Here is a 26780-nt window from a genome sequence, read left to right as displayed (position 1 = left end):
ACGCGAATGTAGAGACGAGGCATGCCTTGTCTCTACGCTAGAACACCTTCCATCAAGGGCAATTTCACGTAAAAGGTCGTTCCTTGGCCGGTAGCGGTCACGAACCATATCTCCCCATGGGCATGTTCAACAATGTTTTTACACATCGCCAAACCGAGCCCCGTACCGGATGATTTCGTCGTGAAATTAGGTTCAAAAATTTTAGGGCGAACGTCTTCCGGGATCCCCTGGCCATTATCGCGGATGGCTACCGTTACATATGGAGGTTCCCCGCCGAGTTCCTGTATTCCTACATCGATTCGGCCAACAACCGTTTCATCCATGGCTTGAATGGCGTTCTGCAACAGGTTGGTAAATAAACGGTTCAACTGGGTTTTATCGGCCCAAACGTAAAGATCCTTAGCCGGTTCATGGTAATGCACGCTGCATTCCGGCAAACTTTGGTATAAGCCCGTTAAGGAGCGGAGCATTTCGTTTAAATGCACCGCTTCGTTATTTCCCTCGCTGATCTTGGCAAACGCCGAGAAGTCTGACGCGATATTGGCCAAGTGTTCAATCTGTTCTACCAATGTGTTAGCAACGTTCTTAGAAAGATCCTTAACATTAGGGGAATCATTGGCAATGGCCCGTTGAAGGTACTGGATGCTCAGCTTCATCGGCGTTAAAGGGTTCTTTATTTCGTGGGCCACCTGCCGAGCCATTTCTCTCCAAGCTCCTTCCCTTTCACTTTTAGCCAATTGGTTGGCACTGATTTCCAATTGTAAAACCATCTTGTTATACTCCTTTACAAGGGCGCCAATCTCGTCGTTGCGGTTCCATTCGATCTGATCATTTGCTTGATCCAGGTTGACACCGCGCAATTTCTCTGCTACCAATGAGAACGACTTGGTAATGCTATTGGTGATCAATATTGCCAGTATGCCCGCGATCAGGAATATAAAAGCGTTAATATTTATTAATGCCACGAGGAAAGTGGAAATCTGTTGATTCAATTCTGTCTGCGTAGCAAAATAAGGGATATTGATATAAGCGAATACTTCCCCTTGTTCACGCAGTGGCATGTAACCGGATAGGTATTGCATCTTACCGATCTTCTCGGACTGTATAAATTGAATTTTATTCAATCCCGATAATTCGTAAAATGCCATCGGGTTAATCTTTGTTGAGATCAAACCTTTCTGGTTAATTAAAGGCTGCGTACCGAGTTGTAGCTTCCCGTCTGTATCGTAAACGTTGATATCTACATTATGTTCGTCCGCAATCTTAGTAATGGAATTTGACAACTTTGCTTGGAAGATCGGATCATAAATACCTTCCAATGCATCAAACATCCTTTGCGTAGCAAAAATGTTTTCTATCTCTACAGAAATGTCATGTAGCGACTTGCTCAACATTTTCTTATTATCAACCTGGTACCTATCGATGTAAAAAAGGATTGTAGTAACACCAAGTACGATGAATGCAAACAACACCACGAAAATAATAGTCCCCTGCACTTTCCGGCGTATCGTGATGTTCAACATATCCTTGATATTGGCCATCCGCATCCTCGCTTTCACCAGTAAATCCAGGATGCTGTAAATAGCGATAATCAATAAGAACAGGCAAAACATGTATGCAAATAAGGTGATAAACTCCACGAAGTCCCGGTTCTTCTTTACTATGATCACGAGCTTGTCCTTCGATGCCTTGTAATATAGTTTTGAATACCCCGATATATCTTTCACCGCGTAATCTGTTGTAGGAATATCAGCTGCATAAAGCTTCACCGGAAATTGGAAATCATTATAATTGGTAACTAAATCCCCCTTGTCATAAACTGCATAAGAATAATTGCTAGTCAATTCGACCTCGTTATCCAATGTTTCACCGTCAATTAGCAATTCGGGATAAAGTTTCTCCTTTTGGGCAACTTCCGGCGTGACGATGTACATAATATAACCCAGTGTCGAGCTATCTTCTGAATTGATAACTTTTTTACTGCCGATATAACTGTAATCACCGTAACTTCTTTCGTGGTAATATAAATCTTTGTCTGCCTGCTTCGCCATCAAATCGGAAGTAGGCTGAAACTCTTCAAGGAAATTAATATAACTCGTTGTATCGCTATTATATACCGCTTTACCTTTTTCATCGAATGTATACAGTTTGCTATCAAATTTTGCCAGGTAACCGGTAAAATATTTTTTATCCAGTTCTGTTCGCAATACTTCTTTATAACGTCTCGACTTATTTAAAAAGAATGCAATTACAAAATCGTCGTGCTGCATCCTGTCCCCGACATCCATCAATAAGGTTTCGAGGTAGGGATCCTTCTGCTGGGAGATAATATCTGCCATCCGCATGCGCTGTGTCAACTCCTTTTGGCCATTGTAATAAATCAATACCGCGGAAGTCGTGATAGTCATCACCAGCATCCAAAACAGGAATGGCACGGAGGCCGGGCTGCTTTCGAACTTCTGGGTCAACAGGTCGAGCATCACCACGTAACCTAACAGCCAAATCATCAATGCAACCGAGTATCCGAACTCTGGATCTTTTATTCTCAATAACAACCACAACAGGCCAGTAATAGCTAGGAAAAGGTATTTACTCCTGAATTGGAAATCTGTTAATTGGTTTAATAAATAGTTTACTATCTGGGAAAAAAACAAGAAGTTGATAGCAATAAAACCTACGACAATCGTACCGATTACGCTGTATTCAGTAAGGCTCAAAAAATCCGTTACTGCAAAAGAAATACGGGAGTCAATCACCAAGCTACGCATCAGGTCAGAGAGAAACTGTCCTACCACGTACATCATGAATCCCGACAATACGATTACCGACCACAATTGCCATTTCTTCTTCAATACAGGCGGTTTAATCGTTCGGACATGCTGCCTGAAGAAGAGCACGAGCCAGGTTACAAGCAACACATTTAATAATAGGTCCCCCAGTGATCTAAAAACATCATCGCGGGCATAGATCGTAGGCGAGAACAAATTTAGCGCCCTCCAATCGAACGGGAAAGGGTATAAATAGGTAATTACCCTGAAGCTGATGACGACTACCAGCAATAGCAAGAAGCCCCATAAAGGATTAAAACGCTTAGCTAAGAAACTTCCCACGAGGTTGATAAACACCAGGATGCAGATACAGCCCAACGAAATCAAGATAATACTTGCTAAGCTGGGGGTATTATATAGCGTGGTGGGATTATAGTATAGGTAAAATAATACATCATTGTTTTTACTATAAACCGGCATGCCCGGCGGGCCGTCATGGATAGAATAAGAATCGCTGATAGCCGGCTTCTTATAAAAAGTATTCGCTAAATAATTATTGTTAATAGAATATTCAAACTTTACCGGGATCAAACCCACTAAAAATTGCGTATGCCCATCTTCATGTCCAATCTGCTTGGATAGCTCTACGTAAAAACCATTGTTGAGCTTTTTAAAATAGGTACCAACTTTTGGCCTCTTGGCCCAATCATCGGGAACGATACTGTTGGTACTCCAGAAAGTTAAGCGGTTACCTTCCTCGCTAACATCGTAAGTATATACATAAATATCCCGCTGGTATAATGATTTTAATTCGCTTTCAGAATATTTCCTTTGCAATAGCTGTTGCATCAAGATGGTATCTGAAGCTATCTCCTGGAACTTGGTTTCCTGCTCCTGGATTCCTTTTTCAATGCTTCTTTTAACTCCCTGCGGCGAAGAGTAATACGTCCAATAGTTATTAAACCCGAACGCGATGGTGAATAACCATGCCGCGATAATCAGCAGGTAGCCATTTCTAAAAATAAAAAGCCGTATTTCCTTGATTTCTATCAGTGTTTGAAAATTTTACAGGGATCATGAAAAGGGTATCTCGCTAGGGCACAAAGAATATGCCTATTTTTCGCCCGCCTTTTCACGGCGCTTTACCTCGTTCCAAAGTTCGTCCATAGCGGCGAGATCAAGGGAAGACAGGCTGAGTCCCTTTTCCCTTGCCATATCTTCAATCTTTTGAAAGCGGGAAATGAATTTTTTATTGGTTCTTTCCAATGCGTTCTCGGCATCTACCCCTAGAAAGCGGGAATAATTCACCAATGCAAACATTACATCCCCAAACTCATCTTCCATGGCATCCTGGTCCCCTTGGGCAACCGCGGATTGGAGCTCCGCCAGTTCTTCCTGCACTTTATCCCAAACCTGGTGCGTATGTTCCCATTCAAAGCCGACCTGCTTGGCCTTTTCTTGCAAGCGCATTGCCTTCACTAGCGCCGGCAATGATTTCGGTACGCCGGAAAGGACACTTTTCTTTCCTTCCTTCAGTTTCAGCTTTTCCCAATTCTGTTTTACCTGTTCCGCATCTTCCAATTTCACATCACCGTAAATATGGGGGTGGCGGGCCACCAGTTTATCACAAACGGCATTTATTACATCATCTATATTAAATTGTGATTGTTCGGAAGCTATCTTGGCATAAAAAACGATATGTAACAGGATGTCCCCCAACTCTTCCTTGATCCCCGGCCAATCCTCTACCGTTATCCCATCTACCAATTCGTATAGCTCCTCAATTGTCAATTGCCGGAGTGACTGTATCGTCTGCTTACGATCCCATGGACATTTCTCCCTGAGATCTTCCATAATTGTCAATAATCTTTCGAACGAGTATCCCAATGCTTTGTTTTCTGTTTTCATATCGATCAGCAAGTTAAAATAAAATTAGCGAGCTTTCGGTGTACCGTCTTTATTATTACGTACTCCCCTCAATTTTACATATTCAGTGGGCCTGACACCCAGGATGCTGTTAAATGTATTACTAAAAGTAGGCAAACTTGAATATCCGACCATCATGGCAATCTCGCTGATGGCATATTTCCCATCTAAAAGCAATTCCAAGGCCCTCAACAACCTTTGAATTTTAAAAAATTGTAAGAAAGACATCCCGACATCCTGCTGGAAGAGCCGCGATAACGAACGCTCGCTAAACCCGAATTGCTTCGCCAGGGCAGGTAATTGCAAAGGGTCATCGATATGCCGGTACATATAGCGAATCACTTCCAACAAGCGTTCATCCTTAGGGTAAGGCAAGGCTAAAGGTACACTGTATTTGCTAATATCGGGCAAGATGGCCTTGATAGCCATGATGAAAGTAAAATCGCGGGGATCACTTCTATCAATATGCCGCCCGCTCCAAGGCTTCGTATATGTAAGCATTTCCAGCAACAGGTCGCTCGCAGGATAAATGCCGATATTACGGTAAAATTCCTGGTCTTGTTTACTAACAGGATAATAAAGATTCCGTAGCATGACCGTAGATTTATTTGCCGTAATGCTATGGTTTAATCCCGGCGGAATCCACATAAAATGCCGGGCGGGGATAAAATAGGTCTTCGCTTCCGTTTCCAGGTGAACGATTCCTCCTTCAGTATACAAAAATTGGCCTTTCAGATGCTTATGGGTAGGTAAATGAATTTCCTGCATGCGGCTGTGGCTGCAATAAACATCGGTAGGATTCATGTCAACTTCCAACAAATAATCGGGCGCTCTCAACATGGCAGAAATGAATAAATGATTGTCAAATTTAAATAATTATACCTTTCCAACATTCCGTAATTTTGCATTAGAAATTCAAGGGTCCCCAAAAGGATGACAACCCATCCCAAATTTCACTGATCTCAACTTAATACGCTAACATATTACATCTTTTTTCATCATTCATGTATCGATTCATGGATATGAACTTGTATTGTCATGTTGGGAAAAGCCGGGGTACAATAAGGAGGAATAGTAAACATGGGCAAAAGCATATTTTATATTAACAAAATCATTTACTTGTTCGCGTTGTGCATCATACATTCTACTGTAAAAGCACAAGCGCCTGTAAAACATATTTCCGTGCAGGAAGCCATTTCATTAAGCATGGATATTAACAAACATATCCGTAATGCCCGGTTGCAAACCGGCATCGCTAAAACAAAGGCGGGGCAGCTTGCGGATGAAAAAGTACCGGAGGTCGGATTCCATGGCAACTACATGCGCCTGGGCAACCTGGTTCAATACGACCGGGGTTTAAAAGACCCGGTAACCTATAAAACGATCCATGATAAAGTTGATTTTACGATGGAAGCCAAACTTCCCATTTACAAGGGTGGCAAAATTCAACAGATGATCAAGAAAGGCGCCCAAGAAGTGGATTTATCCGTTCTGAAAACAGCGCAAACAGAAAGACAAGTACGCCTACAAATCCATGAACTATACTTGGACATTTATAAACTCATGGAAATGCAACGCTTGGTAGAAGAACATATCAAGGAAGAACAAACCCGGTTGGAACAGGTTAAATCATTGAAGAACAACGGCCTGGTTACGAAGAATGAAATATTGAGGGCACAACTTCAATTGTCTGAGCAGCAGATGAATTTACTATCGGTAAAAAATGATATTGAAATCAGTTTACACCAATTGCAACTTTGGCTGGAGCTGGATGAAAATACAGCCGTTACTATTGATACGCCGGGCTTGGTGAAAGCAGCTTTTAGCAGGGCATCCGTTAATAAAAATTTGCAGTTATCATACGGGCAACAAGATGATATCAAAATATTGAAACAGGAAAAAAGTATCCTGGAAACAGAAAGGAAGATCATTAAAGGTAATATATTACCCACCGTTGATCTCGTTGGTTCATACGGGTTAAATTACCCTAATTATTACTTCTTCCCACCCGATCCGAACTGGTACCATCTTGGTATGGCCGGGGTTGATATCAACTTTAGCATTACAAAATTATTTACCAATAAGAAAAAAGTAAAAATGGCAGCGCAAGAACTCAGCTTGCAGGATTTACGGATAGAAATTGCCAAGGAACAAGTTTCGCAACAAGTCCATACGGCGGTCACCAAGTACAATGAATATATTGACAAGATTGATATCACGGAGCATGCTATCCGGCAGGCGACAGAAAATTACAGGATCGTAAAACAAAAATATTTGAACCAACTGGCTTTAATTACCGATATGATCGATGCGGATAACGAATTACTCGCCGCGCAATTCAATGCTTCATCCACCAGGATCGAAACGCAGAAAAAATGGTATGAATTGCAATACATCACCGGTTCTCTTTAAATCATACTACAATTGAGCTATTAATATTATGAACAATATAAAAACATCGAAAAATTTACTTGCAAAGATCACGAACGCTATTGCTGTGATCCTAGCAAGTATTATAGTGCTTGCCGGTTTAGTAACAGGTATATGGTTTTATATCTATTACCGTAACCATGAACAAACAAATGATGCACAGGTAGATCAATATATCACACCGGTTGCCAGTAGGGTAAATGGTTATATCAAGGAAATAAAGTTCCGGGAACACCAGTTTGTTCACGCCGGCGATACACTGGTTATTATCGACGACCGAGAATATAAAGCAAAACTAGCCATGGCGGAGGCCGACCTTGAAAATGCCAAGATGAACATCCACGTATTGCAGGAAGGCGCTGCCGCTTCAGCCAGTAACATCCCCGTGCGAAAAGCACAATTGGAAGCAGCCGAAGCACAAGCCTGGAAAGCCGGGCAAGATTATAAACGTTTTCAAAATTTATTGAAGGACGAAGCTGTAACGGAGCAACAATTCGAACAAGCTAAAACAGCATACGTATCGGCGCAAGCGCATTTAAAGGAAATTGAAAACAGTATTACCAGCACGGAAATCGGCAGCAACGAAGCCGCCTCGCGCATTCCCACGGCAACCGCCTTGGTCAAAGCGCGGGAAGCAGCCAAAAACAATGCCGCACTCTACCTTTCTTATACGGTGATCACCGCTCCTTTCGATGGTTACGTGGGTAAACGTACCATTCAACCCGGCCAACTGCTGCGTGAAGGACAAACCTTGGTTGCGATGGTAAGTGACGAAAAATGGATCACCGCCAATTTCAAAGAAACACAAATTCAACATTTACACGAGGGACAAGCCGTTAAAATCAAGGTGGATGCTTTCGGATCCCATGTATTCCAAGGGAAGATCGGCAGTTTATCACCGGCGAGCGGCGCTATGTTTTCGTTATTACCACCCGACAATGCTACCGGTAATTTCGTAAAAATCGAACAACGGATCCCCGTCAGGATTGAGCTGGCAGGACAAGATAGCCTACAACAATATTTAAGGGCGGGAATGAATGCCGTGGTAACAGTAAAAGATAAGGAGTAAGCGATGATAAAAACAGGTTCTATATTCAGGGAATGGCTGCCCGGATGGGCTATTAAAGCTGGTTTGATATTTTGCATTTTACCAGCCATGCTGCTGTTGGGTTTGTATAATTCCAACTCGACCTATACTGCCAGTTACCTCGGAATAGAACCGGAAGACATGCAATTTACGATGTCATTAACATACGGCACCTTGATAGCCACGATGTTGATCGAACAACGTTTTGCCAGGTTCTTTGCCGCCAGGAATTATTTAATCGGCATTAACTTATTAACGATCGTCGTATTATTTGCAAGCGCCTTCGTTAAAAACATGACAATGTTTGTTGTGCTAAGAATGATCGATGGGTTTATCATGGCATTACCAGGCGGCGTCATGATACAACTTTTATTTACCCGCTTCCCCTCTAAGTTTGGCCGCGTGATTGTTTATTCATTCTTCTATTGCGTGCTCTTATGCTCTCCCGCTATCATCAATTTCCTCGTAGGTTTTACTTTAGATCAATGGGACTGGAGGTACATGATTTACGGCGCGATCGGTGTTCAGATCATAGGTTTAGCCATCATTATCTTACTTTTTAACAATAAGCGATTAGAGCGGAAATTACCATTATACCAAGTTGATTTTGCCGGTTATATAATCCTGGTAGCGCTATTGGTAGCAGGCACGTATGTACTGGTTTACGGTGAAAAAAGATATTGGTTAAACGCCTGGGACATCCGCTTGGGAATTACCATATTTATTATTTTCAGCGGGTTATTCATCACCAGGCAAAAAACCAGTAAACGGCCCTTGTTTAACCTGGACATCTTGAAAAGCGCAAACCTGAGATCGGGCTTATTACTATTCATCATTTTATATATTGGCCGGGCAACCCTGAATGTTTGTCACGCTACGATGGTGCAGGTTTGGCATTGGGAACAACTTTACCTTGCCAAAATACAATGGATCAATGCCGCTGGCAGCGCCACGGGGGTCATCATCGCAGCTACCCTATTAATAAGAAAATTTCCCGTAAAATATATCTTTGCCGCTTCTTTCGGCATCATGGCTATATACCTTTATTGGTTCCGCTTCCTGTTCAAACTGGAAGTTGGCATCGGGGAAATCGCGTTGCCATACTACCTGCAAGGCCTTAGCGTGGGACTGATATTCACGCCCCTAATCATGTTTATATTGGCACAAGCGCCGTCTCACCTGGCAATTTTTGGTTCCCGGGCCGGGGCTTCGACACGCTTTTGGGCTACTTCCCTCGGTTTTTGCCTGATCCATAATGCGCAGGTTTTCTTACAACGCTCGCATTACATTTCCCTATCGCGTAATATTACGGCAACCAACCCCTTGGCAGAAGAGCGGCTCAGCACATTAACGGCTACATTCATTTCGAAGGGGTACAGTTCCGGCGCCGCGGGACAGTTGGCTTATAAACAGCTCGATGCTTCGATCCGTACACAAAGCTTCTTATTAGGCAACATGGAAATATTCACCTGGTTAGCCATAGTATTTATCATTTTCATGATCCTTATCCTGCTCAATAAGCATTTGCAACAAACCTATAACCTATTCCGCAACAGGGTTTTCGGTTATTAACCGGAACGGCAGAATCGTTATATTTGTATCCCCGTTGGAATGTACTTCCCAATAGGGATGGACAAGTAACATGAAAGCGGGATTTACCGGGCCTGTTCAAATTGTAAAAATTCCTAAAGTAAAAAATCGATTTACAGATATTTTTCACTATTAGATTGTCATTTTAAGTAGATTTGCCGCCCCGGCATTCCGGAGACAATCGATTCGTTACCATCAAAAAAGTTGCATCAAGATTCCAAAATTAAGTGAATATGAATTTAAAGCACATTGAGCTTATCTCGGCAGAATTGGGCATTTCAAAGAAGCAAGCAGAAAACACGATGAACTTGCTCAATGAAGGTTCCACCGTTCCTTTTATTAGCCGCTACCGTAAAGAAGTTACCGGGAGCCTCGACGAAGTGCAAATTGCCCGCATTGAAGATCTTCAAAAGAGATATAAAGAGGTGGATGATCGCCGGGCTTTCATTATTAAAACCATCACGGAGCAAGAGAAAATGACGCCGGAATTGCTGGAGAAAATAGAAAGCACCTGGCAATTGAATGAACTGGAAGACATTTACTTACCATATAAACCCAAGCGTAAAACCAGGGCTACAGTGGCCATCGAGAAAGGCTTGGAACCCCTTGCAAAAATTTTGTTCGAGCAGGAAGACATTAACCTAGATGAAATTGCACAAACATTTATTAACGAACAGGTTGCCAGCAATGATGAAGCTTTAAAAGGCGCCCGCGATATCATCGCGGAATGGGTGAACGAGAATGCTGAGGCACGTGATAAGGTGCGTAAAATATTTACAAATACAGGAAAATTATCCGCGAAAGTTATCGAGGGCAAAGAAGAAGAAGCCGCCAAATACAAGGATTATTTCAACTTCAACGAGGACATTATGGAAATGCCTTCGCACAGGGTGTTAGCCATCTTGCGCGGGGAAGCGGAAGGTTTCCTTTACGGGACAATCGCGCCGGCCGAGGAAGATGCGCTCGAAATATTGACCAAGCAGTTCGTGAAAAAGAAAAATGCAGCGGGAGAACAAATCACCAAGGCCATCACGGATGCTTATAAACGACTGATGCGCCCCTCCTTGGAAAATGAATTCCGGGCTCTTATAAAGGAACGTGCAGATGGGGAAGCCATCGATGTATTCGCTGAAAATTTACGCCAACTTTTATTAGCCGCTCCATTGGGGCCGAAACCCGTTTTGGCAATCGATCCGGGCTACCGTACGGGATGTAAATTAGTTGCGCTCGACAGCCAGGGAAACATGTTAGATCACGATGTGATCTTCCCGCTGGAGAAAAACTATAAGAGGGATGATGCGGAAAAGCTACTCCAATCTTGGGTAAACCGCTACGATTCTGCCGCCATCGCCGTAGGTAACGGAACCGCCGGAAGGGAAACAGAAGAATTTGTAAAGAAAATTGATTTCGGTAAAAAGGTAATCGTGTTCATGGTAAACGAAAGCGGGGCATCCGTTTACTCCGCATCGGAAGTGGCCAGGGAAGAGTTCCCCGACCAGGATGTTACCGTGAGGGGCGCCGTATCGATCGGTAGAAGGCTAATTGACCCATTGGCAGAGTTGGTGAAGATCGACCCTAAATCAATCGGCGTTGGGCAATACCAACACGATGTCAATCAAAGCAGCTTGAAACAAAGCCTGGATCGCGTAGTTGTGAGCTGCGTGAATAATGTCGGCGTAAACCTCAATACCGCATCAAAACACCTGCTAGCTTACGTATCTGGCCTCGGACCATCCTTGGCAGATAATATCGTTAAGTTCCGCAAGGAAAACGGCGTCTTCAGAAACAGGTTGGAGCTTAAAAAAGTGCCGCGACTGGGAGAAAAAGCCTTCGAACAATGCGCCGGTTTCTTGAGAATCGAAAATGGGGATAACCCGCTCGACAACTCTGCCGTTCACCCGGAACGCTACCCGCTGGTAGAACAGATGGCACAGCAACTGAATAGCACCGTGCAGGACCTTATGAGCCAGGAGCCATTGCGTAAAAAAATCAATGTAAAAGAATATGTCAGCGAAGAAGTAGGCTTGCTTACCTTGGAAGATATACTCAAAGAATTGGATAAACCTAGCCGTGACCCAAGGGACGAGATATCAATATTCGAATACGCGGAAGGTATTCACAAGATGGAAGACTTGAAAGTGGGCATGCAATTACCGGGCGTCGTAACCAATATTACGGCCTTCGGTGCATTCGTAGATGTCGGCGTAAAACAAGACGGCCTGGTGCATATCTCCCATTTATCTAATAAATTCATTAGCAATCCTAACGAAGCGGTTAAATTAAACCAGAAAGTTACCGTTACCGTTCTCGAAATTGACATCGCTAGAAAAAGAATTTCACTTTCTATGAAAGATAGCGAACCGGCAGCTTCCAGGAACAGGGAGCCGAGAAAAGAAGGAAGAAGGGAGCCCGCGAAATCACAGAAAAAAGAAGCGCCGGTTAATGACTTTAAAGCAAGCTTGGAAGCGTTAAAAAATAAATTTAAATAACCAGGCAGTAGAGATATTAATATTTTATGCAAACCCGGCAACTATGATTGCCGGGTTTCTTGTTATCTTTCAACAGTAATATAAGCAATTGAATTTAACCTCTTCATCACAGCTAACAACGTACCGCGGATGACAAAACTTCATAACACATAAGAGCAGCATCCCGATAAACGGTAACACCAATAGCAGTTCCAGGTAAATAATAAAAAATAAATATTGGAATATCAATTATTAACAGTAACTTCACCAAATAACAGGCTCCTGCCTTTGCTACTTCTGATACAGCATTGAATACTTTCTCTTCTCACTCAGTCTTCGCTTTTACAGACGCCATATTTTTAACATTTAATAGCATACAATGAATATTTATGTAGGGAATTTAAGCAATTCCACGACCCCGGAACAATTAGAAGATATATTTACTCCATTTGGCACCGTTAGCTCCGTGAAAATCATCGTTGACGGCTTTACAAAACGCCCCAAGGGCTTTGCTTTCGTGGAAATGCTTGATGAAGCATCAGCCGAAAAAGCAATCTCGGATTTGCAAAATACGATGCTTAACGAGCAAGTATTAACCGTAAATACCGCCCGCTCAAACGGCCAAAACGCAAGCCTTAACAGGAGACGTTACTAAAGCAATTTTTTCGAAGACCATTCAATTGGAAAGTAGCTGTTCATGCTTTCGGCAACAAGCAATAATTCTGAGATATACAATTTATTAGAAAAAAAACATAAAGTTTCCAATCTATAACTTTCAATTAACTAAATAAAATTATTACAAATGCAAGAAGGTACCGTTAAATTTTTCAACACGAGTAAAGGTTTCGGATTCATCACACCAAAAGATAATGGTAAAGATATATTCGTACATATTTCCGGACTTAAAAACGATATCCAGGAAAATGACCATGTACTCTTTGATATTCAAAATGGAGAAAAAGGATTGAGCGCGGTTAACGTAAGACTCGCGTAATTCCTGTTTTCAATATTGAGCAAAAAAATATAGTCCCGAAACGGGGCTATATTTTTATATAGTAATAAACACGTTTTACTTCGTTAAAGCGCCCGGCTCCATGAATTTCTTCATCCACTGTTTCAATTTCCCCGGGTAAATGGTATCGGACTTCTCACTATAAATCGATACATTTTTATGCCTGGCAATACCGATATAAATAATATCTTTTTTCATGTCAATAGCGATAGCAGCTTCGTCTTCCATACAATTATGCGGCTTGCAGCCATCATTGAATAATACCCCTTCCTGGATTTCAATCGGGGGAGTCACCTTGTACCTGTCCTGAAAATCTTGTAATTCTTTCTTCGAAAGTAAAACTGACAGCCGTTTTTTAAGCGGTTCTTTCTGTAACAACCCGATTTCATGCGCATATTTTCCATTCAAGGACTGCAAATGCTTCCAAGATTCAACCATCACCGGGGTTAAAGTAGTATCGGTAGCCACGATCATCGTATCGGAAGGAACCATAACCATCGAGTCCGGTAGCATTACTTTCTGCTCTGGTTTAACAGCAGGCTGACACGCAGCCAATAAACCAACCAGGCATCCTAATATTAGCTTGTTTCTCATATCGAAAGCACCAAGTTATTAAATTGCAAGGGTAACTAGGTCCCGCTTTATACGGCGGCACTACCGTTTCTGCAAACACCCGGCTTTTAAAGATTATTTTATATCATACTCATACAATGGATCAATATGCGTACCCGGCGCCATATGAAATACCGGGTTGATCAAACCATCCTTCAAGCCGTAGACCCAGCCATGCAGATGCGGGCGGTTCTCCTTCTTCCAAGCAGTTTGAATAATTTCCGTTTTGGCTAGGTTCATTACTTGTTCCTTTACATTCAGCTCTACCAACCGATCCGTTTTAGCCTCTTCATCTTTGATAGCGTCCAATTCATTCCTATGGAACCGGTAAACATCCTTAATATTATTGAGCCACCTGTTAAGAATACCGAAATCCTGGTTAGTCATAGCCGCCTTTACACCGCCGCAGCCATAATGTCCAACAACCAGTACGTGTTCCACTTTAAGGTGATCTACAGCATAAGCCATTACCGTTAGCAAGTTCAAATCTGTATGCACTACCATATTGGCGATATTCCGATGAACGAATATTTCACCTGGTTCGGTATTGGTAATTTCATTTGCCGGGACGCGGCTGTCGGAGCAACCAATCCACAAAAATTTGGGTGATTGCAAAAGGGATAGCCGTTTGAAATATTCAGGGTCTTGCTGTACCCTATCCCCAGCCCATAACTTGTTATTTTTTAATAACTGTTCAAAATCTAGCATGAGTAAAGGCATAATTTATTATACTAACAAAAGTTAACCGCAGATGTTGTAGAAAATCCATTTACTTGCCTTTAAATACCGGCGGCCGTTTTTCTACGAAAGCCTGCATGCCTTCCTTCTGATCTTCAGAAGCAAACAACAGGTAAAAGTTCTTCCTTTCGAAATGCAATCCTTCCTCCAGGCTGCTATCAAAAGCTTTTAATACGGATTCTTTTGCCAACTTGATTGCTACCGGCGACATTTCCGCAACCCCTGCGGCCAAACGGAAAGCTTCTTCCAGGAACAATTCTACCGGCACCACCCTGTTGATCAGACCCACGCGGTAAGCTTCAGCAGCATCGATAAATTTCCCGGTAAGCACCATTTCCATTGCCAAAGCCTTGCCGACAGCGCGTGTTAACCTTTGCGTACCACCTGCGCCGGGCATCACCCCGATCTTAATCTCCGGCTGCCCGAACTTGGCAGTTTCACTAGCCACGATCATATCGCAAAGCATGGCCAGTTCACAGCCCCCACCGAGGGCAAAGCCGCTTACAGCCGCAATAATGGGTTTCTTTATTTTCTTAATAGCATCCCAGGTACTAAACTGATCTACTTCGTACATATCGATGGCAGACTTCCCCGCCATCTGTTTAATATCTGCCCCGGCAGCGAATGCCTTTTCATTACCACTTAAAACGATCACCTTCACCGCTTCATTTTTGTCTAGCCCCTGCAAAGCCGATTTCAGTTCAGACATTAGCTCCAGGTTCAATGCATTCAACTCCTTGGGGCGATTAAGTTGTATATGCGCAATTCCCCCGGGTTGCGCATCTGGATTCACGGTAATAAATTCGTATTGCATGGTGTATGATTTTTGATTTATATCATGGAGAAAGTAAGTCCCAGGTAACCAACAATTGAAAACAGTACGATTACCAGGTATATAAAGTAGATAAAAATGCCTTTCAAAACCGATGTAAACCAACTTTGATCATAAGCAGTTTTCAACCCGTACACCAGGTAAACCGGGAATATCAATATCAATAACCCGGTCGCAATGTCGGTATGCGTCAATTGATTGATAATAATCGTTACTGTAAGGTAAAGAAATACGAAACTATGCAGGTGCAATGCGAAGATTCCATGTTGCGTATAAAACCATTTCTTCTTATCATAAAATAGTTTTAATAACAACGCGAATACGGGCAACAGGAAAAACATCAATTTCGGAATATTGTGATTGAATTTTTCCCCGATAACTTCCGTTGCCTTATCGCCGTATTTATGCCGCGCATATAAGTATTGGCGCATCAAATTCCTGGGTAAAAATCCATCCCGCTCCGGTTTCGATGCTTGGATAGAGTCGTATTGCGCTACCGTCATCAATTGACCGTTAATAAATAACGCGCTTTTCTTTCCATCCCCGATCTGCATGCTGTCTTTTTGTGCCAGCGTATCCTTCCCGGCAGACAGTTTGCCCATGGCGCCATCCATTTTTTCTATCTTCTCCGAATTTTCCTCGTCCTGCACCTTCAGTCCATAAGAAGCATGGAAAGTAAAAGACAGGAAAAAGAATACGAAAGAAATGAATATGTAGAGCTTGATAGGATTTACGTACCGCATCCTTTGACCTTGGTTATATGCCTTGGTAAGCAAGCCGGGTTGCGTAATTAAATATTTGAAGGTCACCAGCGATTTGGAGTCATAATGTAACACGTCCGCCACAAAATGCCCTACCATATGGACAAATGACTCCTTCGTTTCAATATTTTCCTGCCCGCAATGGGTACAGTACCTTTCCGGAACATGGTGACCACAATTCAAACAAGTCGGGTCAGGGCGTAACTGTTGGTGACTCAAGGATATTTAAAATTTAGATTTTGGGAAAATTCCAGGCAGAAAATTAAGCAAAATGACAACAACACGGAAATTTAGGCATGATTTATACGTTTTTATTACTAAGAAACGTTAGTACTTTTGCAAAACAGAAAATATATCCATGAACAAAATTGTCCTATACATTGTCTTAGCAACATTGATTTATATTCCTTCGAAAGCACAGCATTATTACCAGGATATATATTCCACGCAACAAACTGTCAACAACTTGTTGTTGCTCAAGGAACACCAAGTAAAAGAACAATACGTTCAAAGTTTCGATGCCAACATGGAATCCGACCAGGATTTCAGGGGCATCCGTATGTTGAACAGCAACTACCGGCAATTACGCAGCATCACCGGTTCCCCTTCTACCGGAACCTCCTCCCTAACTTCCTTTTTTAATAATAAGGGATGGTTATTGCGTACTCTCGACAGCAGCACCAGCAGCCTGAATCAAACCAAGTATAAATACGATCCTGAAGGTAAAATTGTCCTGATCGAAAGCAGCTCCGAATCTCAAGCCACGGAATATAAATATGAAATTACGGAAAGCCGCCGTTACGAGTATGATGCGAACGGCTTCCTATCGAGGATGATCCATAAAAAAAGTTTATCGCCCAATGATTCAACCGTAGTTACTTTCACGCTGGATCCGCAAGGCAGGGTGATCGAAGAATATGAAAGCGGCAGGAATTTTCAAGGCGATAAAGTATATTACAGGTACGACGACCAGGGGCGCCTTTCCGATGTATACCGCTATAACGCGGCGCGTAAACGCCTGCTGCCAGATTATATGTTTGAATATAACCGCGGTGGGCAACTATCCAGCATGACCATCGTTAACTCGCAGGATGGTGATTACACGATCTGGAAGTATACTTACATGGAAAATGGCTTACCTTTGAACGAGAAGGTTTACGGCAAGGAAAAGTCGCTGTTAGGTATGATAAAATATAATTATACTTACTATAAAAAATAAATTAAATCCGTACTAAACCCTTGGCTATAAGACTTTTCGAAAGATTTGATCAAAATAATTATAGAAAAAAACAGAAAAATAATTTGCAGAATCAAAACAATTCATATCTTTGCAATCCCAACGAAATAACACACAGACAAACAAGCAGTTGAGTGTAAAAATTGAAGGGAAAAGTTCTTAAAAAATCATGCGGAAGTAGCTCATTTGGTAGAGCACAACCTTGCCAAGGTTGGGGTGGCCGGTTCGAGCCCGGTCTTCCGCTCTAAGTTTTACACCCGGGTGGTGGAATTGGTAGACACGCAGGACTTAAAATCCTGTGGCCAGCAATGGCTGTACGGGTTCGACCCCCGTCCCGGGTACTGTAGAACAAAAGGCTTCCGAAAGGAGGCCTTTTTTATTTTACAGTTTTCAGTAAAAAGCCCTATCAGTTGAATACAAGGCTCTTATGTAGATAATCAAAGATTACAAGGTAACGATTTGGTAACGGTGCTTATTGCTTGTCAATGAATTTGGTACGGTTTATCTTTCGGGATTTAAGTTCCAAAAATGTATGGTAAAAATCGCCTAAGTCAATATTAAAAGTCTTTTCAAAAATTTTGACAATGAGGACAATATCTGTATTTCCGTTATTAAATACACCCTGTGAATGTAATGCGTAAATCAATTCGGTTGCTGCGGTTTTACTGCTTGTCCAATTTAATTGCGGCAGGTCTGTGGATTTATCCCTATACGTTATATGGTTTAGCTGGTCTTCCAGATAAACCTGTATTAAATCGTTCGCCAGTATCTTACCCGCTTTATAATCGCCAATGGTAGAAAAAGAATGGTCTGTTTCAAAATAAAAAGGTCTAAATTTAATTTGATATCATATTTCCCCCTAACAAACAGTTGGTCATCAATAAAGGTATTATTGGTGCGGTAGTATTTATAAAACTCCAGATTGTTATCGAAGTATCTTTTGAGCTTGTTTAATTCTTCGTTAAGGTATTTTTTTACTGCCTTTGCCCCCTGTGGCTTTTTGGTTTCTATTTTATAAACGGTATTGTAGTATATCAGCTTTGCAATAAACTTCGGCTTGATGTGCTTAAAGAAATGTATCTCTTCCTGCGTGTTTTTAAAACCTGTTTTGAGTACATATTCTTTTAGCTTGGTCATCTTCTGCAAAATAATTTCAATTACCTGCTCATAGGATGTTAATTGATTTTCCTGTTCAAAGAGCAGTTCATTAATCTGATTTTCTAATTCATTAAAGGCTTTCTTGTAATATCCTGTCATTATACTATTGAAGTTTGTTAATACGCTTCTTGTGCAAGCTATCCGCTTTGCTGTTTTTGTGCCCCAAAAGTAAAGATTGCACCCACGCCAAAAAATGGTGCATCTGCCCTATTTTCCGGCATTGCCCTTATGGGTAATATTGCAGTATCAACAATTCAAATAAGAAAGTTATGAAAACAAGACTAATCATTACAATGGCACTTTTGATGGGAATATCAACAGTAAACGCTCAAACTTTAGGAGATTTTAAACCGGGAAAAGCTGGTCCTAAAAGTTTGGAAAGACCAAAATTTGATAACAAAAACGTATATATCGCCGATTTTGCGGTGCACTATCAAGTGTATAGCGAGAAATCTGCTTCTAAAAAAGGAGGCTCGGGAATATATGGGAAAGTGATGGGTGGGGCAAAAGCCTCACTCGCAGTCGGTTTGGATATTTCGCAGGAAACACTTCAAAAAATTACAGATGAAGCGTATGCTAAATTTATAGCAGATTTAAAGGCTAATGGATTTAATGTAATGCAGGGCGATGAGGCAAAAAACACCAATTTTTATAAAGGATATAAATACAGTACAAACTTGGGTATGACCCCATCAAACACAATGGAAGGTGCTGTTACTGTCCATCCGCAAAACGTTGGATTTTTTTACAACGAAAAAGGCTCAAGTACGAATACCACAAAACTTTCTAAAGAGCTTAACGATGCGGCTGTTGCCCGCATTGATTTGTATGTGGAATTTGTTAAAACAAAAGAGTCTAACAAAAGTGGTATCGGGGCAAATGTAGTAGCCAAAACCAATTTGGTTTTGTCAGACAACAATACAATTGCACATTTTATAGTGGGGCGAAACAAAATCGGCGGTTCGCCATTGGGCGAATATCAGGGAGTTCTGAAGAAAGATTTGGACATTGATGGCGTTATCAAAGAAGAAAAAATAACCAATTACGTAGCTTCCGATTACGACAATTGGGGGACAAGCACAGCATTTGGAACTGTGTATTCTGCAAAAAACAAAGCCACATCCAAAGCCGCAATTGTTCCGGCAGATGCCGATAAATACGAAAAAGGAGTGGAATTAGCCATTAACACCTTTTTATCGCACCACGTCAGCGAATTTAAAAACAAATTCTTCAAATAAACCCCACTTGAAATTATGAAAATAGCCAACATAACAAAATGGATAGTTCCGGCATTAGTTGTCGGGCTATCGCTTACCTCGTGTAGCAAAGATGATGAAAACTCTGACGGACAGCAGACAGGACAGACAAAGACTATTGAGTGGGAAGTGTTTCATCAGTTTGAACCGGGAGAAACAGTTAAGCAATTTGAAATTTCGGACGATGCCAAATGGCTGTTTTATACCAATGGTATGGGAACGGCTTACCGTATCAATAAAACTACCGGAGAAAAGAGCCTGTTGTATGCCCACCCAATGCAATTTGAAAATGGGAAGCTATACCTCTATGCTGTGAAAGACTATAAAAGCTATTTCGCAGTTTCAGATGATTTCGGAGCAACAAGAACAGAATACCACGTTGGAACTTATACCAACTTTGCCGCAGGCTGGTATGACGGTACATTTATGAACCTGGTAGTAAACCGCCTGTTTGTGATGCCCAATGGCGATTTGGTACTTCCGCATATAATGGATAAAGCAAATAATGCCACTTATTTGCATGACAATAAACTGATTGCCGTTTCTACCGATGGCGGTGCGACCTGGAACCGTAAAACTACTGACCATTCCTATATTTCGGCACAGCAGGGAAACCGTCTTTTCGCTATCAGCGAAGCGTGGACAGGTGTAGGCACATCCGAACTTTTCAACTCCGACAATGGCGGTACAAGCTGGCAGGCTTCCAATCTGTCCTATCGTCCGCAGGCGGTAGATAAAGAAAACAACCTTATCGCAGGTTTTAGAAATGAAATCCAAAAGCTAAAAGGCAATACGTGGACGGTTTATTCTTGGCAAGGCGAAACGAATGCTATGGACGGTCTGGTATTTTTAAACGGTTTGAAATATGAAGGAGAAACAGGCAATGACCCTAACGGCAGAAAAATGGACGATATAGAGTTTGATGCCGACAACAACATTTATGTTATAGGCAGAAACTATACAACCATTTGCCGGACAAAATTGAATTAAGCTGAAATAAAAATCACTTAAACCTCATTCAAAAATGAAAAAATCAATCCTACTTATCATCACATTCTTTGCCGTATTTGCCGTTTCGGCACAAGGTACGGACAGCCTTACGGTCTTGGCAAATAAAGGCGTGGTAACGGCACAGTTCAAGCTGGCGATGCGTTATCTGGAGCAGGACGATTTCAAGCAAGCGGTACATTGGATAGAACGCTCCACCAAAAACGGACACCCCGAAGCCCAAAACAATCTGGGCGTATATTACGAAAACGGTATGGTGGACGGACAACATAACTACGACAAGGCCTTTCAGCTCTATACTGCTTCCGCCGAACAAGGTTATGTGGTCGCCATTCATAACCTCGGTTTGTGCTATTTCAACGGCAGAGGCACTACCGCAGACCTACCAAAGGCGTATCGCTACTGAAAAAATCTGCTGATATGGATTATCCACCTGCTCAATATTATACAGGCGTAGCCTATATGAACGGTTTTGGCGTGGAGAAAAATATGCAGGCGGCACTCGCTTATCTTGAAAAATCCGCCGAGAACAACAATGTAATGGCAACCAACCAAATGGGCGTACTGTACGAGTTTGGAAACGGTGTTCCGCAAAACGGACAAAAAGCATTCTGCTATTACCAAAAAGCGGCAAATGATTATTACCTCGCCGCCTACAACCTTGCCCAATGCTATTTCAAGGGAACAGGTACGCCATTGGACTATCGCCTTGCTTTACAATGGTTTGGAAAAGCAGCCACGGCAGAATACCTGCCAGCCCTGTACAATATTGGGGTATTCTATGATAGAGGTTACGGCAAAACACAGGATTTCCAAAAGGCAAGGGAATATTATCAGCTGGCAGCAGACAAAGGCTATGACCTTGCCCAATTTAACATCGCAAGCATTTACGAAGCCGGGCAGGGTGTAGAGCAGGATTTTGTCAAAGCCCGCAAGTATTTTGAAATGGCTTCGGAACAGGGTTTTATAAGAGCAGATTATAGTATCGGGAATATGTACATCGAGGATCGGGGCGTCACGACAGACTATGCCAAAGCCATACAACATTACACCAAAGCCGCCAAAGGCGGACACGCAAGTGCACAGTTTAATCTGGGATTGATATACAAAACAGGTATAGGCACAGCCCCCGATTTGGAAAAAGCAAAACATTGGCTGAAGCTCGCTGCCGACCAGGGCGATGAAGAAGCCAGGCAGGAACAGAATAATTTATAACAACCCGATGAAAGCGTTTTTTGCCACTATCGAACGACAGGTACAGCACTACCGCCAATGGGATTTTCTCCTGTTTGCGGTATTGACTTTACTGTCCGTATTGAACGGACAGACTACCGTTTTTTACCTCATCTACTTCTTTTGGTGGAATGAGCTTATCCGTTTGGTGGTGGACAGGCTGTGCTACAAGCGAAACCCCAATGCGGTGTATGAAGACGGACATTCGACCGATTCTGGAGGCAGTTTGTTTCTGATGGGGATTTATTGGGTGTTTATCGTCGTGTTTTTTGGATTTATTGCGGCTACGGATACAGAGGGTACAGGCATTATCATTGCGAATATGGCGGTGTTGTGTTTTCACAATTGGTTTTTCAACCTCAATCTGATATTCATATTGCTCGAACGCATCTATTTGCACAAAACACGGCAACCGCTACAAATTTACTTTGGGGCTTTCAATCCCAATACCATTGTACTGCACATTTCTATCATCGTTGGCGGTGTCGTGATGTTCTTTGTCGTCAAAGAGTATCCGAACATCTTTACGCCCGAAAACCGTTGGGGCTCGGCACTTATCGCTTTGCCCTTTCTGTTGCTGAAAATGGGAATGCAGTACCTCACGGCATCCGATAATAAGATTGACAAACGAAATGCTAAATAAAATGAAGACAACAATCAAACATTCCGCAATAGTATCGCTTCTTGCGTTCAGCTTCACAGCCTCGGCACAGGAAAGCACCCTGCCCGAAGATTTCAATTTGCCGAAAAACACGGTTAAAGCGGTCATCAGCTATGGTGATTTTACTATTCCGCAACAGCAGTTTGCCATACGTCCAAGCCATTCCACCTACACTTTTCAAGAGGGCAAAATCATCAATTATCAATATCGGGACAGTACCTCGATGATAAAGACAGATATGGATTACCACTACGAGAACGGTCAGCTAAAAAGAAAAGAAACGATAGAAAGCTCCAGAGCAGGTATGAAGTACAAAACCCATAAATACCGTACCGAAAATGAGGGCTACAAAACCACATTTTATAGAACCTATCACTGGGGTGAGACAGATAAATACATTTTGTTTTACAATGAAGCCGGAGAACTGCGGGGCAAATCTTTTTACAATATACGAGGAGTGCGAGCCACGCAAACAGAATATGGCGGTAAAGAAGGATACCGTATCAAAAAATACCACAACGGAAAAGTAATGTCTGAAATCACGCATTCCAATAACGACGACGGTAAATTAACAAAAACCGTTACTTACGTTATGCCGGGAGAAGAAGACGAAGTCAAGGTAATGACCCTCTACTACTACAACCTCAAAGGCGACCCCAGACAGATGGTGGATTTTGTAACCGAGAAAAAGAACTCGGGACAAAAACCAACGAAGACTACTTATGTGAATTATCTGTACGATGGCGATATATGGGTAGCGAAAATAGAATATGGCACTGCCACCAAAAATCCCGGAAAAATAGTAGCTACTATACGAACCCTTGAAACACCCGAAAAAACATACCACGCACCAAGCGATGAACAACTAAAAACATTTTGCCAAGAAACGTATCAAAAATATTTAAAGTTATAAAAGAACTAAAGATGAAAACAGCAAAAAACATACTGACTATCGTGGGTTGCGTAGTTGCCAACCTTGCCTTTGCCCAAAACTACATTCCGTACTATCCTGCCGATTGGGAATTTAAAAACAATGCGGACTTAGTAGACTTTTCGCAGGTAAAAAGCGTAACTACAAAACACCTGGCCCTTGACGAAAACGAGGAACATCCCGTTTATGAAACCTATCTTTCGTGGAACAATACCTATCAACTGACCGACTACCAGTTTGTCAATTACAACAACAGCTATGCCGACTTTGACGTACAAATCAAATACATAAACCCCAACGGCAACCAGCTAAACACAGTCAAAATTATCAACCCCAATACGCTAAAGCCATTAGAAGAATGGCAATACACCAACGGTTCTTTTGATGTAGAGAAGATTAGCGTAAAACGCTATTTGCTGAATGTAGCCGAGCCCGATGTGTTTGAAGTGAAATATGAGGGCAACGACGATGATTATACACAGGAAACCGTTTACACACCGCAAAAAACAATTGAACGGCAAACCAAACGCTGGTATAAACGTAACGACAACGGCAGTTATCAGCTCATAAAAAAGTTATATCTCGATGATTTTCTCGACCAAACCGACAGTTTGGTATTGAGCGAAAACCAAAAGAAGCAGGCTCATTTTATCATCAACTTGGGTATAGCCGGCAAAACCTACTATACCTACAAACCCCGAAAAGTGGAAGTTTTTGGCGAAGAACACGATTATCAGCAGTTGGAACGCATCATAAAAGACGGAAAGGACACCGAACGCTACGAATATGAATACGATGCCAAAGGCAACTGGATTGTATGCAAAATCTACAAAATAAAATTCGCCAGATGGGAACTTACCGACATCAAAAGACGGGAAATCGAGTACCGAAACTAACTATTTTAAAACAGCAAAAAATGAAAACTATCATCACTTTAATATTTCTTGCTTTGGGGCTTTCAGCTTCAGCACAACAAGCACTCCCAAAAACCTCTTGGCAATCATTCGGCTATCAAAAACAGCCCGACCATATCAAACGAGCATATTACAAAAGCGACAGCTTGGGTTACGAACCTACTATGGCAGAAGTTATTTCGTTCAACAAAGACGGATTTATCATTCAGGAATACAAACAGGTATTGGGAAAAACGCCAAGAGAAGTCGTTCGCAACTATGTGTACAAAAATGGAGTTTTGGACAGCATCAATATTCTAGAAACCAATGCGAGCTACAACAGCTGGCAAAAAATGCATTATGATACAAAAGGAAAATTAGTCAAAATCACGGCAACAGGAAAATACTCGGAATATACCGATACGTTTACCTATGACGATGGGGGAATGGTACAAACTGTCTTTCGCAAAAAAGCCTCTGGTGAAAGTGTGCTGACAGAATATGTTCATAACCGCAGTTACGTAAAAGTAACTACCACAGAAACATCGGGAAGAAAAATCGAAAGTAGCTATATATACGACGGCGACCACCTGTTTGCTAAATTTACCATTACCAAAAAACTAAGAATACGGTTTTATGACGAAGCCCGAAGAATAAACTATCAAACTACTGATGAAACCATAAGCAACCCTTTTGAATATGCTATGAATTTACGTACAGAATATCAAAAAAATCCCAATGCTTTGGCACAAAAATTTGGAAATTCCGATTATGCCGAAATAATTTTTGATATTCCCACCGAAACCAAAAATGAACACGGCGATTGGATTAGACGGTTACAGCTCGACAAAACCTATCGTCCTACACAGCGAAGATTGGTCTTTAACCAGATTATGTATGCCGATGGCATCAAAAGCGGCAGCACAGAAATGGATTTGATTTTTGAAAGTAAAGTACGAAAAATGAAATAACAACCATCCGAAATATAATTATAATGAAAACAACAATCACACTTTTGCTTGTACTGTTTACAAGCATTGCCACATTTGGGCAAACCACAGAAACCCGATATTATAACGGACGATATGATTACGACAATGGATTGAGCAGTAAAGAAGTTGTTTTGCACAAAATAAACAGTTACATCAACATCAAAAATAAAGCCGGTGCTACGTTTTTGAACCTCGAAGAAAAGCCGGACTTTCTCTCCGGTACCTGGACAATTAAATCGTCACAAGGAGATATTGTCATTGCATTAGATTATTTGGTTGGAGATAAGAGCTTAACCGTAAAACTCAAATATATCACGGTTGGTTCAAATCCTATTATTAAAGGTAAAAGTGATAATGATAACAAAATATACAATGTCGCAATCGAAAACTTCATTTTAGACCTTTTTAAATATTTAGAGATAAAAAATAACACCACTTCCAAGCAAACCACCTCCACAACGACAGGCTCAAATACCTCCAAGCAAACTAATGTTCAAAATGAAATAGCCGAAAAACAGGGAGCTTCGTTTAATTCAAGTTTACCGTTATATGTAAAAGAAGTCAGTAATGGCGTTTATTATTTTTATCAAAAAGACAAACGCATTCAAGACCCCAAATACCATCAACCAACCTCTGGGTACGCTAATAAAGGAATAAAATGTTATTACAGAACGAATGAAGACTATTACTTCTATGTTCACGATACAGAGAAACCGAATACTAATGGCAAATATCCTATGTTTAGATTACGTGGAAGATACATTTATACCACAATATCCAATGACGAACAAAAATTTGTGTTTGAAGGAAAAACGTTAAAACCACAAGAATATGACCTGATTGTATCCAGAGAAAAAAATAGTGTTTTATTGTTAAAAGAAAAAGGGTTGATGTTTGAAATCTCGTCCATCGCATTTCCCAAACAAAACGAAACCGCAACACACGCTTTTTCCAATAGTGATGCATTGGGTAGCAATAGTAATATATTCATTGTGTTTAAAGAGAATGGACAAATGGTAGTTGCCGAAAAAGGAAAAATTCAGCCAAAAACCAATTGGAAAATAACAAAGGAAAACGACAGAAATTTTTTGATAAACAATGTTAATGGTAGAAAGTACCGTGTAGGTATCTATAATCTCGCAAAAACAGGCATTGTTCATCCACAATTTATCAATCTTGTTCAATAA

General features: G+C 41.6%; 23 protein-coding genes, 2 tRNA genes and 1 pseudogene. 18 read left to right on the top strand and 8 right to left on the bottom strand.

The features are described from left to right. Nucleotides 1-32: 32 nt before the first annotated feature. The 3 genes from COR50_RS11975 to COR50_RS11965 all read right to left on the bottom strand — a co-directional run bounded on the left by COR50_RS11975 (nt 33) and on the right by COR50_RS11965 (nt 5534). On the bottom strand, nt 33-3617 hold the full coding sequence (locus COR50_RS11975; RefSeq protein ID WP_098194200.1) for a sensor histidine kinase: 3585 nt from the start codon (nt 3615-3617) through the stop codon (nt 33-35). Between the two features lie 264 nt (nt 3618-3881). Continuing rightward, entirely contained in the window at nt 3882-4676 is a 795-nt protein-coding gene (gene mazG, locus COR50_RS11970) for a nucleoside triphosphate pyrophosphohydrolase (RefSeq protein WP_098194199.1), read from the bottom strand. Between the two features lie 24 nt (nt 4677-4700). Further along, nucleotides 4701-5534: an AraC family transcriptional regulator gene (locus COR50_RS11965; RefSeq protein ID WP_098194198.1), complete on the bottom strand. Its 834-nt coding sequence runs from the start codon at nt 5532-5534 to the stop codon at nt 4701-4703. 240 nt (nt 5535-5774) lie between these two features. Between COR50_RS11965 and COR50_RS11960 the strand changes: the two genes are divergently transcribed. The 6 genes from COR50_RS11960 to COR50_RS11935 all read left to right on the top strand — a co-directional run bounded on the left by COR50_RS11960 (nt 5775) and on the right by COR50_RS11935 (nt 13263). Continuing rightward, nucleotides 5775-7106, top strand: a complete 1332-nt coding sequence (locus COR50_RS11960; protein ID WP_098194197.1) for a TolC family protein — start codon at nt 5775-5777, stop codon at nt 7104-7106. Between the two features lie 28 nt (nt 7107-7134). Next, on the top strand, nt 7135-8193 hold the full coding sequence (locus tag COR50_RS11955) for an HlyD family secretion protein (protein ID WP_098194196.1): 1059 nt from the start codon (nt 7135-7137) through the stop codon (nt 8191-8193). Nucleotides 8194-8196: 3 nt separating this feature from the next. Then, nucleotides 8197-9783, top strand: a complete 1587-nt coding sequence (locus tag COR50_RS11950) for an MFS transporter (RefSeq protein WP_098194195.1) — start codon at nt 8197-8199, stop codon at nt 9781-9783. Nucleotides 9784-10034: 251 nt separating this feature from the next. Next, nucleotides 10035-12290: a Tex family protein gene (locus COR50_RS11945; protein WP_098194194.1), complete on the top strand. Its 2256-nt coding sequence runs from the start codon at nt 10035-10037 to the stop codon at nt 12288-12290. A gap of 358 nt (nt 12291-12648) precedes the next feature. Then, nucleotides 12649-12924, top strand: coding sequence for an RNA recognition motif domain-containing protein (locus COR50_RS11940; protein WP_098194193.1), 276 nt, complete (start codon nt 12649-12651; stop codon nt 12922-12924). Nucleotides 12925-13071: 147 nt separating this feature from the next. After that, nucleotides 13072-13263 (top strand): cold-shock protein, encoded by a 192-nt coding sequence (locus COR50_RS11935; protein WP_098194192.1) that lies wholly within the window; start codon nt 13072-13074, stop codon nt 13261-13263. Between the two features lie 75 nt (nt 13264-13338). On the opposite strand, the gene COR50_RS11930 is transcribed toward COR50_RS11935, so the two are convergent. The 4 genes from COR50_RS11930 to COR50_RS11915 form a co-directional block, all read right to left on the bottom strand. Continuing rightward, on the bottom strand, nt 13339-13875 hold the full coding sequence (locus tag COR50_RS11930; protein ID WP_157760787.1) for a hypothetical protein: 537 nt from the start codon (nt 13873-13875) through the stop codon (nt 13339-13341). 93 nt (nt 13876-13968) lie between these two features. Continuing rightward, the gene (locus tag COR50_RS11925; protein ID WP_232516156.1) at nt 13969-14613 is read right to left on the bottom strand and encodes a carbonic anhydrase; all 645 of its coding nucleotides are present in this window, start codon (nt 14611-14613) and stop codon (nt 13969-13971) included. A gap of 49 nt (nt 14614-14662) precedes the next feature. Further along, a complete protein-coding gene (locus COR50_RS11920) occupies nt 14663-15445 on the bottom strand; it encodes an enoyl-CoA hydratase-related protein (RefSeq protein ID WP_098194190.1) in 783 nt (260 codons plus the stop codon). Nucleotides 15446-15462: 17 nt separating this feature from the next. Continuing rightward, the gene (locus tag COR50_RS11915; protein WP_157760785.1) at nt 15463-16443 is read right to left on the bottom strand and encodes a DUF3667 domain-containing protein; all 981 of its coding nucleotides are present in this window, start codon (nt 16441-16443) and stop codon (nt 15463-15465) included. A 139-nt stretch (nt 16444-16582) separates the two neighbouring features. On the opposite strand from COR50_RS11915, the gene COR50_RS11910 reads away from it, so the two are divergent. The 3 genes from COR50_RS11910 to COR50_RS11900 all read left to right on the top strand — a co-directional run bounded on the left by COR50_RS11910 (nt 16583) and on the right by COR50_RS11900 (nt 17802). Further along, nucleotides 16583-17443: a hypothetical protein gene (locus COR50_RS11910; RefSeq protein WP_098194188.1), complete on the top strand. Its 861-nt coding sequence runs from the start codon at nt 16583-16585 to the stop codon at nt 17441-17443. Nucleotides 17444-17632: 189 nt separating this feature from the next. Then, nucleotides 17633-17705 (top strand) — tRNA-Gly (locus COR50_RS11905). 11 nt (nt 17706-17716) lie between these two features. Further along, nucleotides 17717-17802 (top strand) — tRNA-Leu (locus COR50_RS11900). Between the two features lie 131 nt (nt 17803-17933). Here COR50_RS11900 and COR50_RS11895 read toward each other — a convergent pair. Beyond that, nucleotides 17934-18598, bottom strand: a pseudogene (locus COR50_RS11895) (RteC domain-containing protein). A 290-nt stretch (nt 18599-18888) separates the two neighbouring features. On the opposite strand from COR50_RS11895, the gene COR50_RS11890 reads away from it, so the two are divergent. From COR50_RS11890 to COR50_RS11850, 9 genes are read left to right on the top strand one after another with little or no spacing between them, the layout of a single operon-like run. After that, nucleotides 18889-19857, top strand: a complete 969-nt coding sequence (locus COR50_RS11890; protein ID WP_157760783.1) for a hypothetical protein — start codon at nt 18889-18891, stop codon at nt 19855-19857. A gap of 15 nt (nt 19858-19872) precedes the next feature. Further along, nucleotides 19873-20865, top strand: coding sequence for a sialidase family protein (locus COR50_RS11885; protein WP_098194186.1), 993 nt, complete (start codon nt 19873-19875; stop codon nt 20863-20865). 34 nt (nt 20866-20899) lie between these two features. Beyond that, nucleotides 20900-21289, top strand: coding sequence for a tetratricopeptide repeat protein (locus tag COR50_RS11880; RefSeq protein ID WP_098196206.1), 390 nt, complete (start codon nt 20900-20902; stop codon nt 21287-21289). Nucleotides 21290-21303: 14 nt separating this feature from the next. After that, on the top strand, nt 21304-22098 hold the full coding sequence (locus COR50_RS11875) for an SEL1-like repeat protein (RefSeq protein WP_098194185.1): 795 nt from the start codon (nt 21304-21306) through the stop codon (nt 22096-22098). 7 nt (nt 22099-22105) lie between these two features. Beyond that, nucleotides 22106-22759: a hypothetical protein gene (locus tag COR50_RS11870; protein ID WP_157760781.1), complete on the top strand. Its 654-nt coding sequence runs from the start codon at nt 22106-22108 to the stop codon at nt 22757-22759. 1 nt (nt 22760) lies between these two features. Next, complete coding sequence (locus tag COR50_RS11865) at nt 22761-23690, top strand: hypothetical protein (protein ID WP_098194183.1); 930 nt, start codon at nt 22761-22763, stop codon at nt 23688-23690. An 11-nt stretch (nt 23691-23701) separates the two neighbouring features. After that, the gene (locus COR50_RS11860; RefSeq protein WP_098194182.1) at nt 23702-24604 is read left to right on the top strand and encodes a hypothetical protein; all 903 of its coding nucleotides are present in this window, start codon (nt 23702-23704) and stop codon (nt 24602-24604) included. A 20-nt stretch (nt 24605-24624) separates the two neighbouring features. After that, a complete protein-coding gene (locus COR50_RS11855; protein ID WP_098194181.1) occupies nt 24625-25572 on the top strand; it encodes a hypothetical protein in 948 nt (315 codons plus the stop codon). Nucleotides 25573-25595: 23 nt separating this feature from the next. After that, on the top strand, nt 25596-26780 hold the full coding sequence (locus COR50_RS11850; protein WP_098194180.1) for a hypothetical protein: 1185 nt from the start codon (nt 25596-25598) through the stop codon (nt 26778-26780).

Source organism: Chitinophaga caeni (assembly GCF_002557795.1).
GTDB classification, from domain to species: Bacteria; Bacteroidota; Bacteroidia; order Chitinophagales; family Chitinophagaceae; genus Chitinophaga; species Chitinophaga caeni.
Note: the sequence above shows the minus strand (reverse complement) of the source record. Positions and strands in the feature narration are given on the sequence as shown.

What these genes read in the sequence shown, in the direction of transcription:
- COR50_RS11940 (WP_098194193.1), top strand. Translation starts at nt 12,649, where the DNA reads ATGAATATTTATGTAGGGAATTTAAGCAATTCCACGACCCCGGAACAA.
- COR50_RS11910 (WP_098194188.1), top strand. Translation starts at nt 16,583, where the DNA reads ATGAACAAAATTGTCCTATACATTGTCTTAGCAACATTGATTTATATT.
- COR50_RS11890 (WP_157760783.1), top strand. Translation starts at nt 18,889, where the DNA reads ATGAAAACAAGACTAATCATTACAATGGCACTTTTGATGGGAATATCA.
- COR50_RS11945 (WP_098194194.1), top strand. Translation starts at nt 10,035, where the DNA reads ATGAATTTAAAGCACATTGAGCTTATCTCGGCAGAATTGGGCATTTCA.
- COR50_RS11865 (WP_098194183.1), top strand. Translation starts at nt 22,761, where the DNA reads ATGAAGACAACAATCAAACATTCCGCAATAGTATCGCTTCTTGCGTTC.
- COR50_RS11885 (WP_098194186.1), top strand. Translation starts at nt 19,873, where the DNA reads ATGAAAATAGCCAACATAACAAAATGGATAGTTCCGGCATTAGTTGTC.
- COR50_RS11950 (WP_098194195.1), top strand. Translation starts at nt 8,197, where the DNA reads ATGATAAAAACAGGTTCTATATTCAGGGAATGGCTGCCCGGATGGGCT.
- COR50_RS11960 (WP_098194197.1), top strand. Translation starts at nt 5,775, where the DNA reads ATGGGCAAAAGCATATTTTATATTAACAAAATCATTTACTTGTTCGCG.
- COR50_RS11935 (WP_098194192.1), top strand. Translation starts at nt 13,072, where the DNA reads ATGCAAGAAGGTACCGTTAAATTTTTCAACACGAGTAAAGGTTTCGGA.
- COR50_RS11875 (WP_098194185.1), top strand. Translation starts at nt 21,304, where the DNA reads ATGGATTATCCACCTGCTCAATATTATACAGGCGTAGCCTATATGAAC.
- COR50_RS11925 (WP_232516156.1), bottom strand. Translation starts at nt 14,613, where the DNA reads ATGCCTTTACTCATGCTAGATTTTGAACAGTTATTAAAAAATAACAAG.
- COR50_RS11860 (WP_098194182.1), top strand. Translation starts at nt 23,702, where the DNA reads ATGAAAACAGCAAAAAACATACTGACTATCGTGGGTTGCGTAGTTGCC.
- COR50_RS11975 (WP_098194200.1), bottom strand. Translation starts at nt 3,617, where the DNA reads ATGCAACAGCTATTGCAAAGGAAATATTCTGAAAGCGAATTAAAATCA.
- COR50_RS11850 (WP_098194180.1), top strand. Translation starts at nt 25,596, where the DNA reads ATGAAAACAACAATCACACTTTTGCTTGTACTGTTTACAAGCATTGCC.
- COR50_RS11920 (WP_098194190.1), bottom strand. Translation starts at nt 15,445, where the DNA reads ATGCAATACGAATTTATTACCGTGAATCCAGATGCGCAACCCGGGGGA.
- COR50_RS11880 (WP_098196206.1), top strand. Translation starts at nt 20,900, where the DNA reads ATGAAAAAATCAATCCTACTTATCATCACATTCTTTGCCGTATTTGCC.
- COR50_RS11965 (WP_098194198.1), bottom strand. Translation starts at nt 5,534, where the DNA reads ATGTTGAGAGCGCCCGATTATTTGTTGGAAGTTGACATGAATCCTACC.
- COR50_RS11870 (WP_157760781.1), top strand. Translation starts at nt 22,106, where the DNA reads ATGAAAGCGTTTTTTGCCACTATCGAACGACAGGTACAGCACTACCGC.
- COR50_RS11955 (WP_098194196.1), top strand. Translation starts at nt 7,135, where the DNA reads ATGAACAATATAAAAACATCGAAAAATTTACTTGCAAAGATCACGAAC.
- COR50_RS11930 (WP_157760787.1), bottom strand. Translation starts at nt 13,875, where the DNA reads ATGAGAAACAAGCTAATATTAGGATGCCTGGTTGGTTTATTGGCTGCG.
- COR50_RS11855 (WP_098194181.1), top strand. Translation starts at nt 24,625, where the DNA reads ATGAAAACTATCATCACTTTAATATTTCTTGCTTTGGGGCTTTCAGCT.
- mazG (WP_098194199.1), bottom strand. Translation starts at nt 4,676, where the DNA reads ATGAAAACAGAAAACAAAGCATTGGGATACTCGTTCGAAAGATTATTG.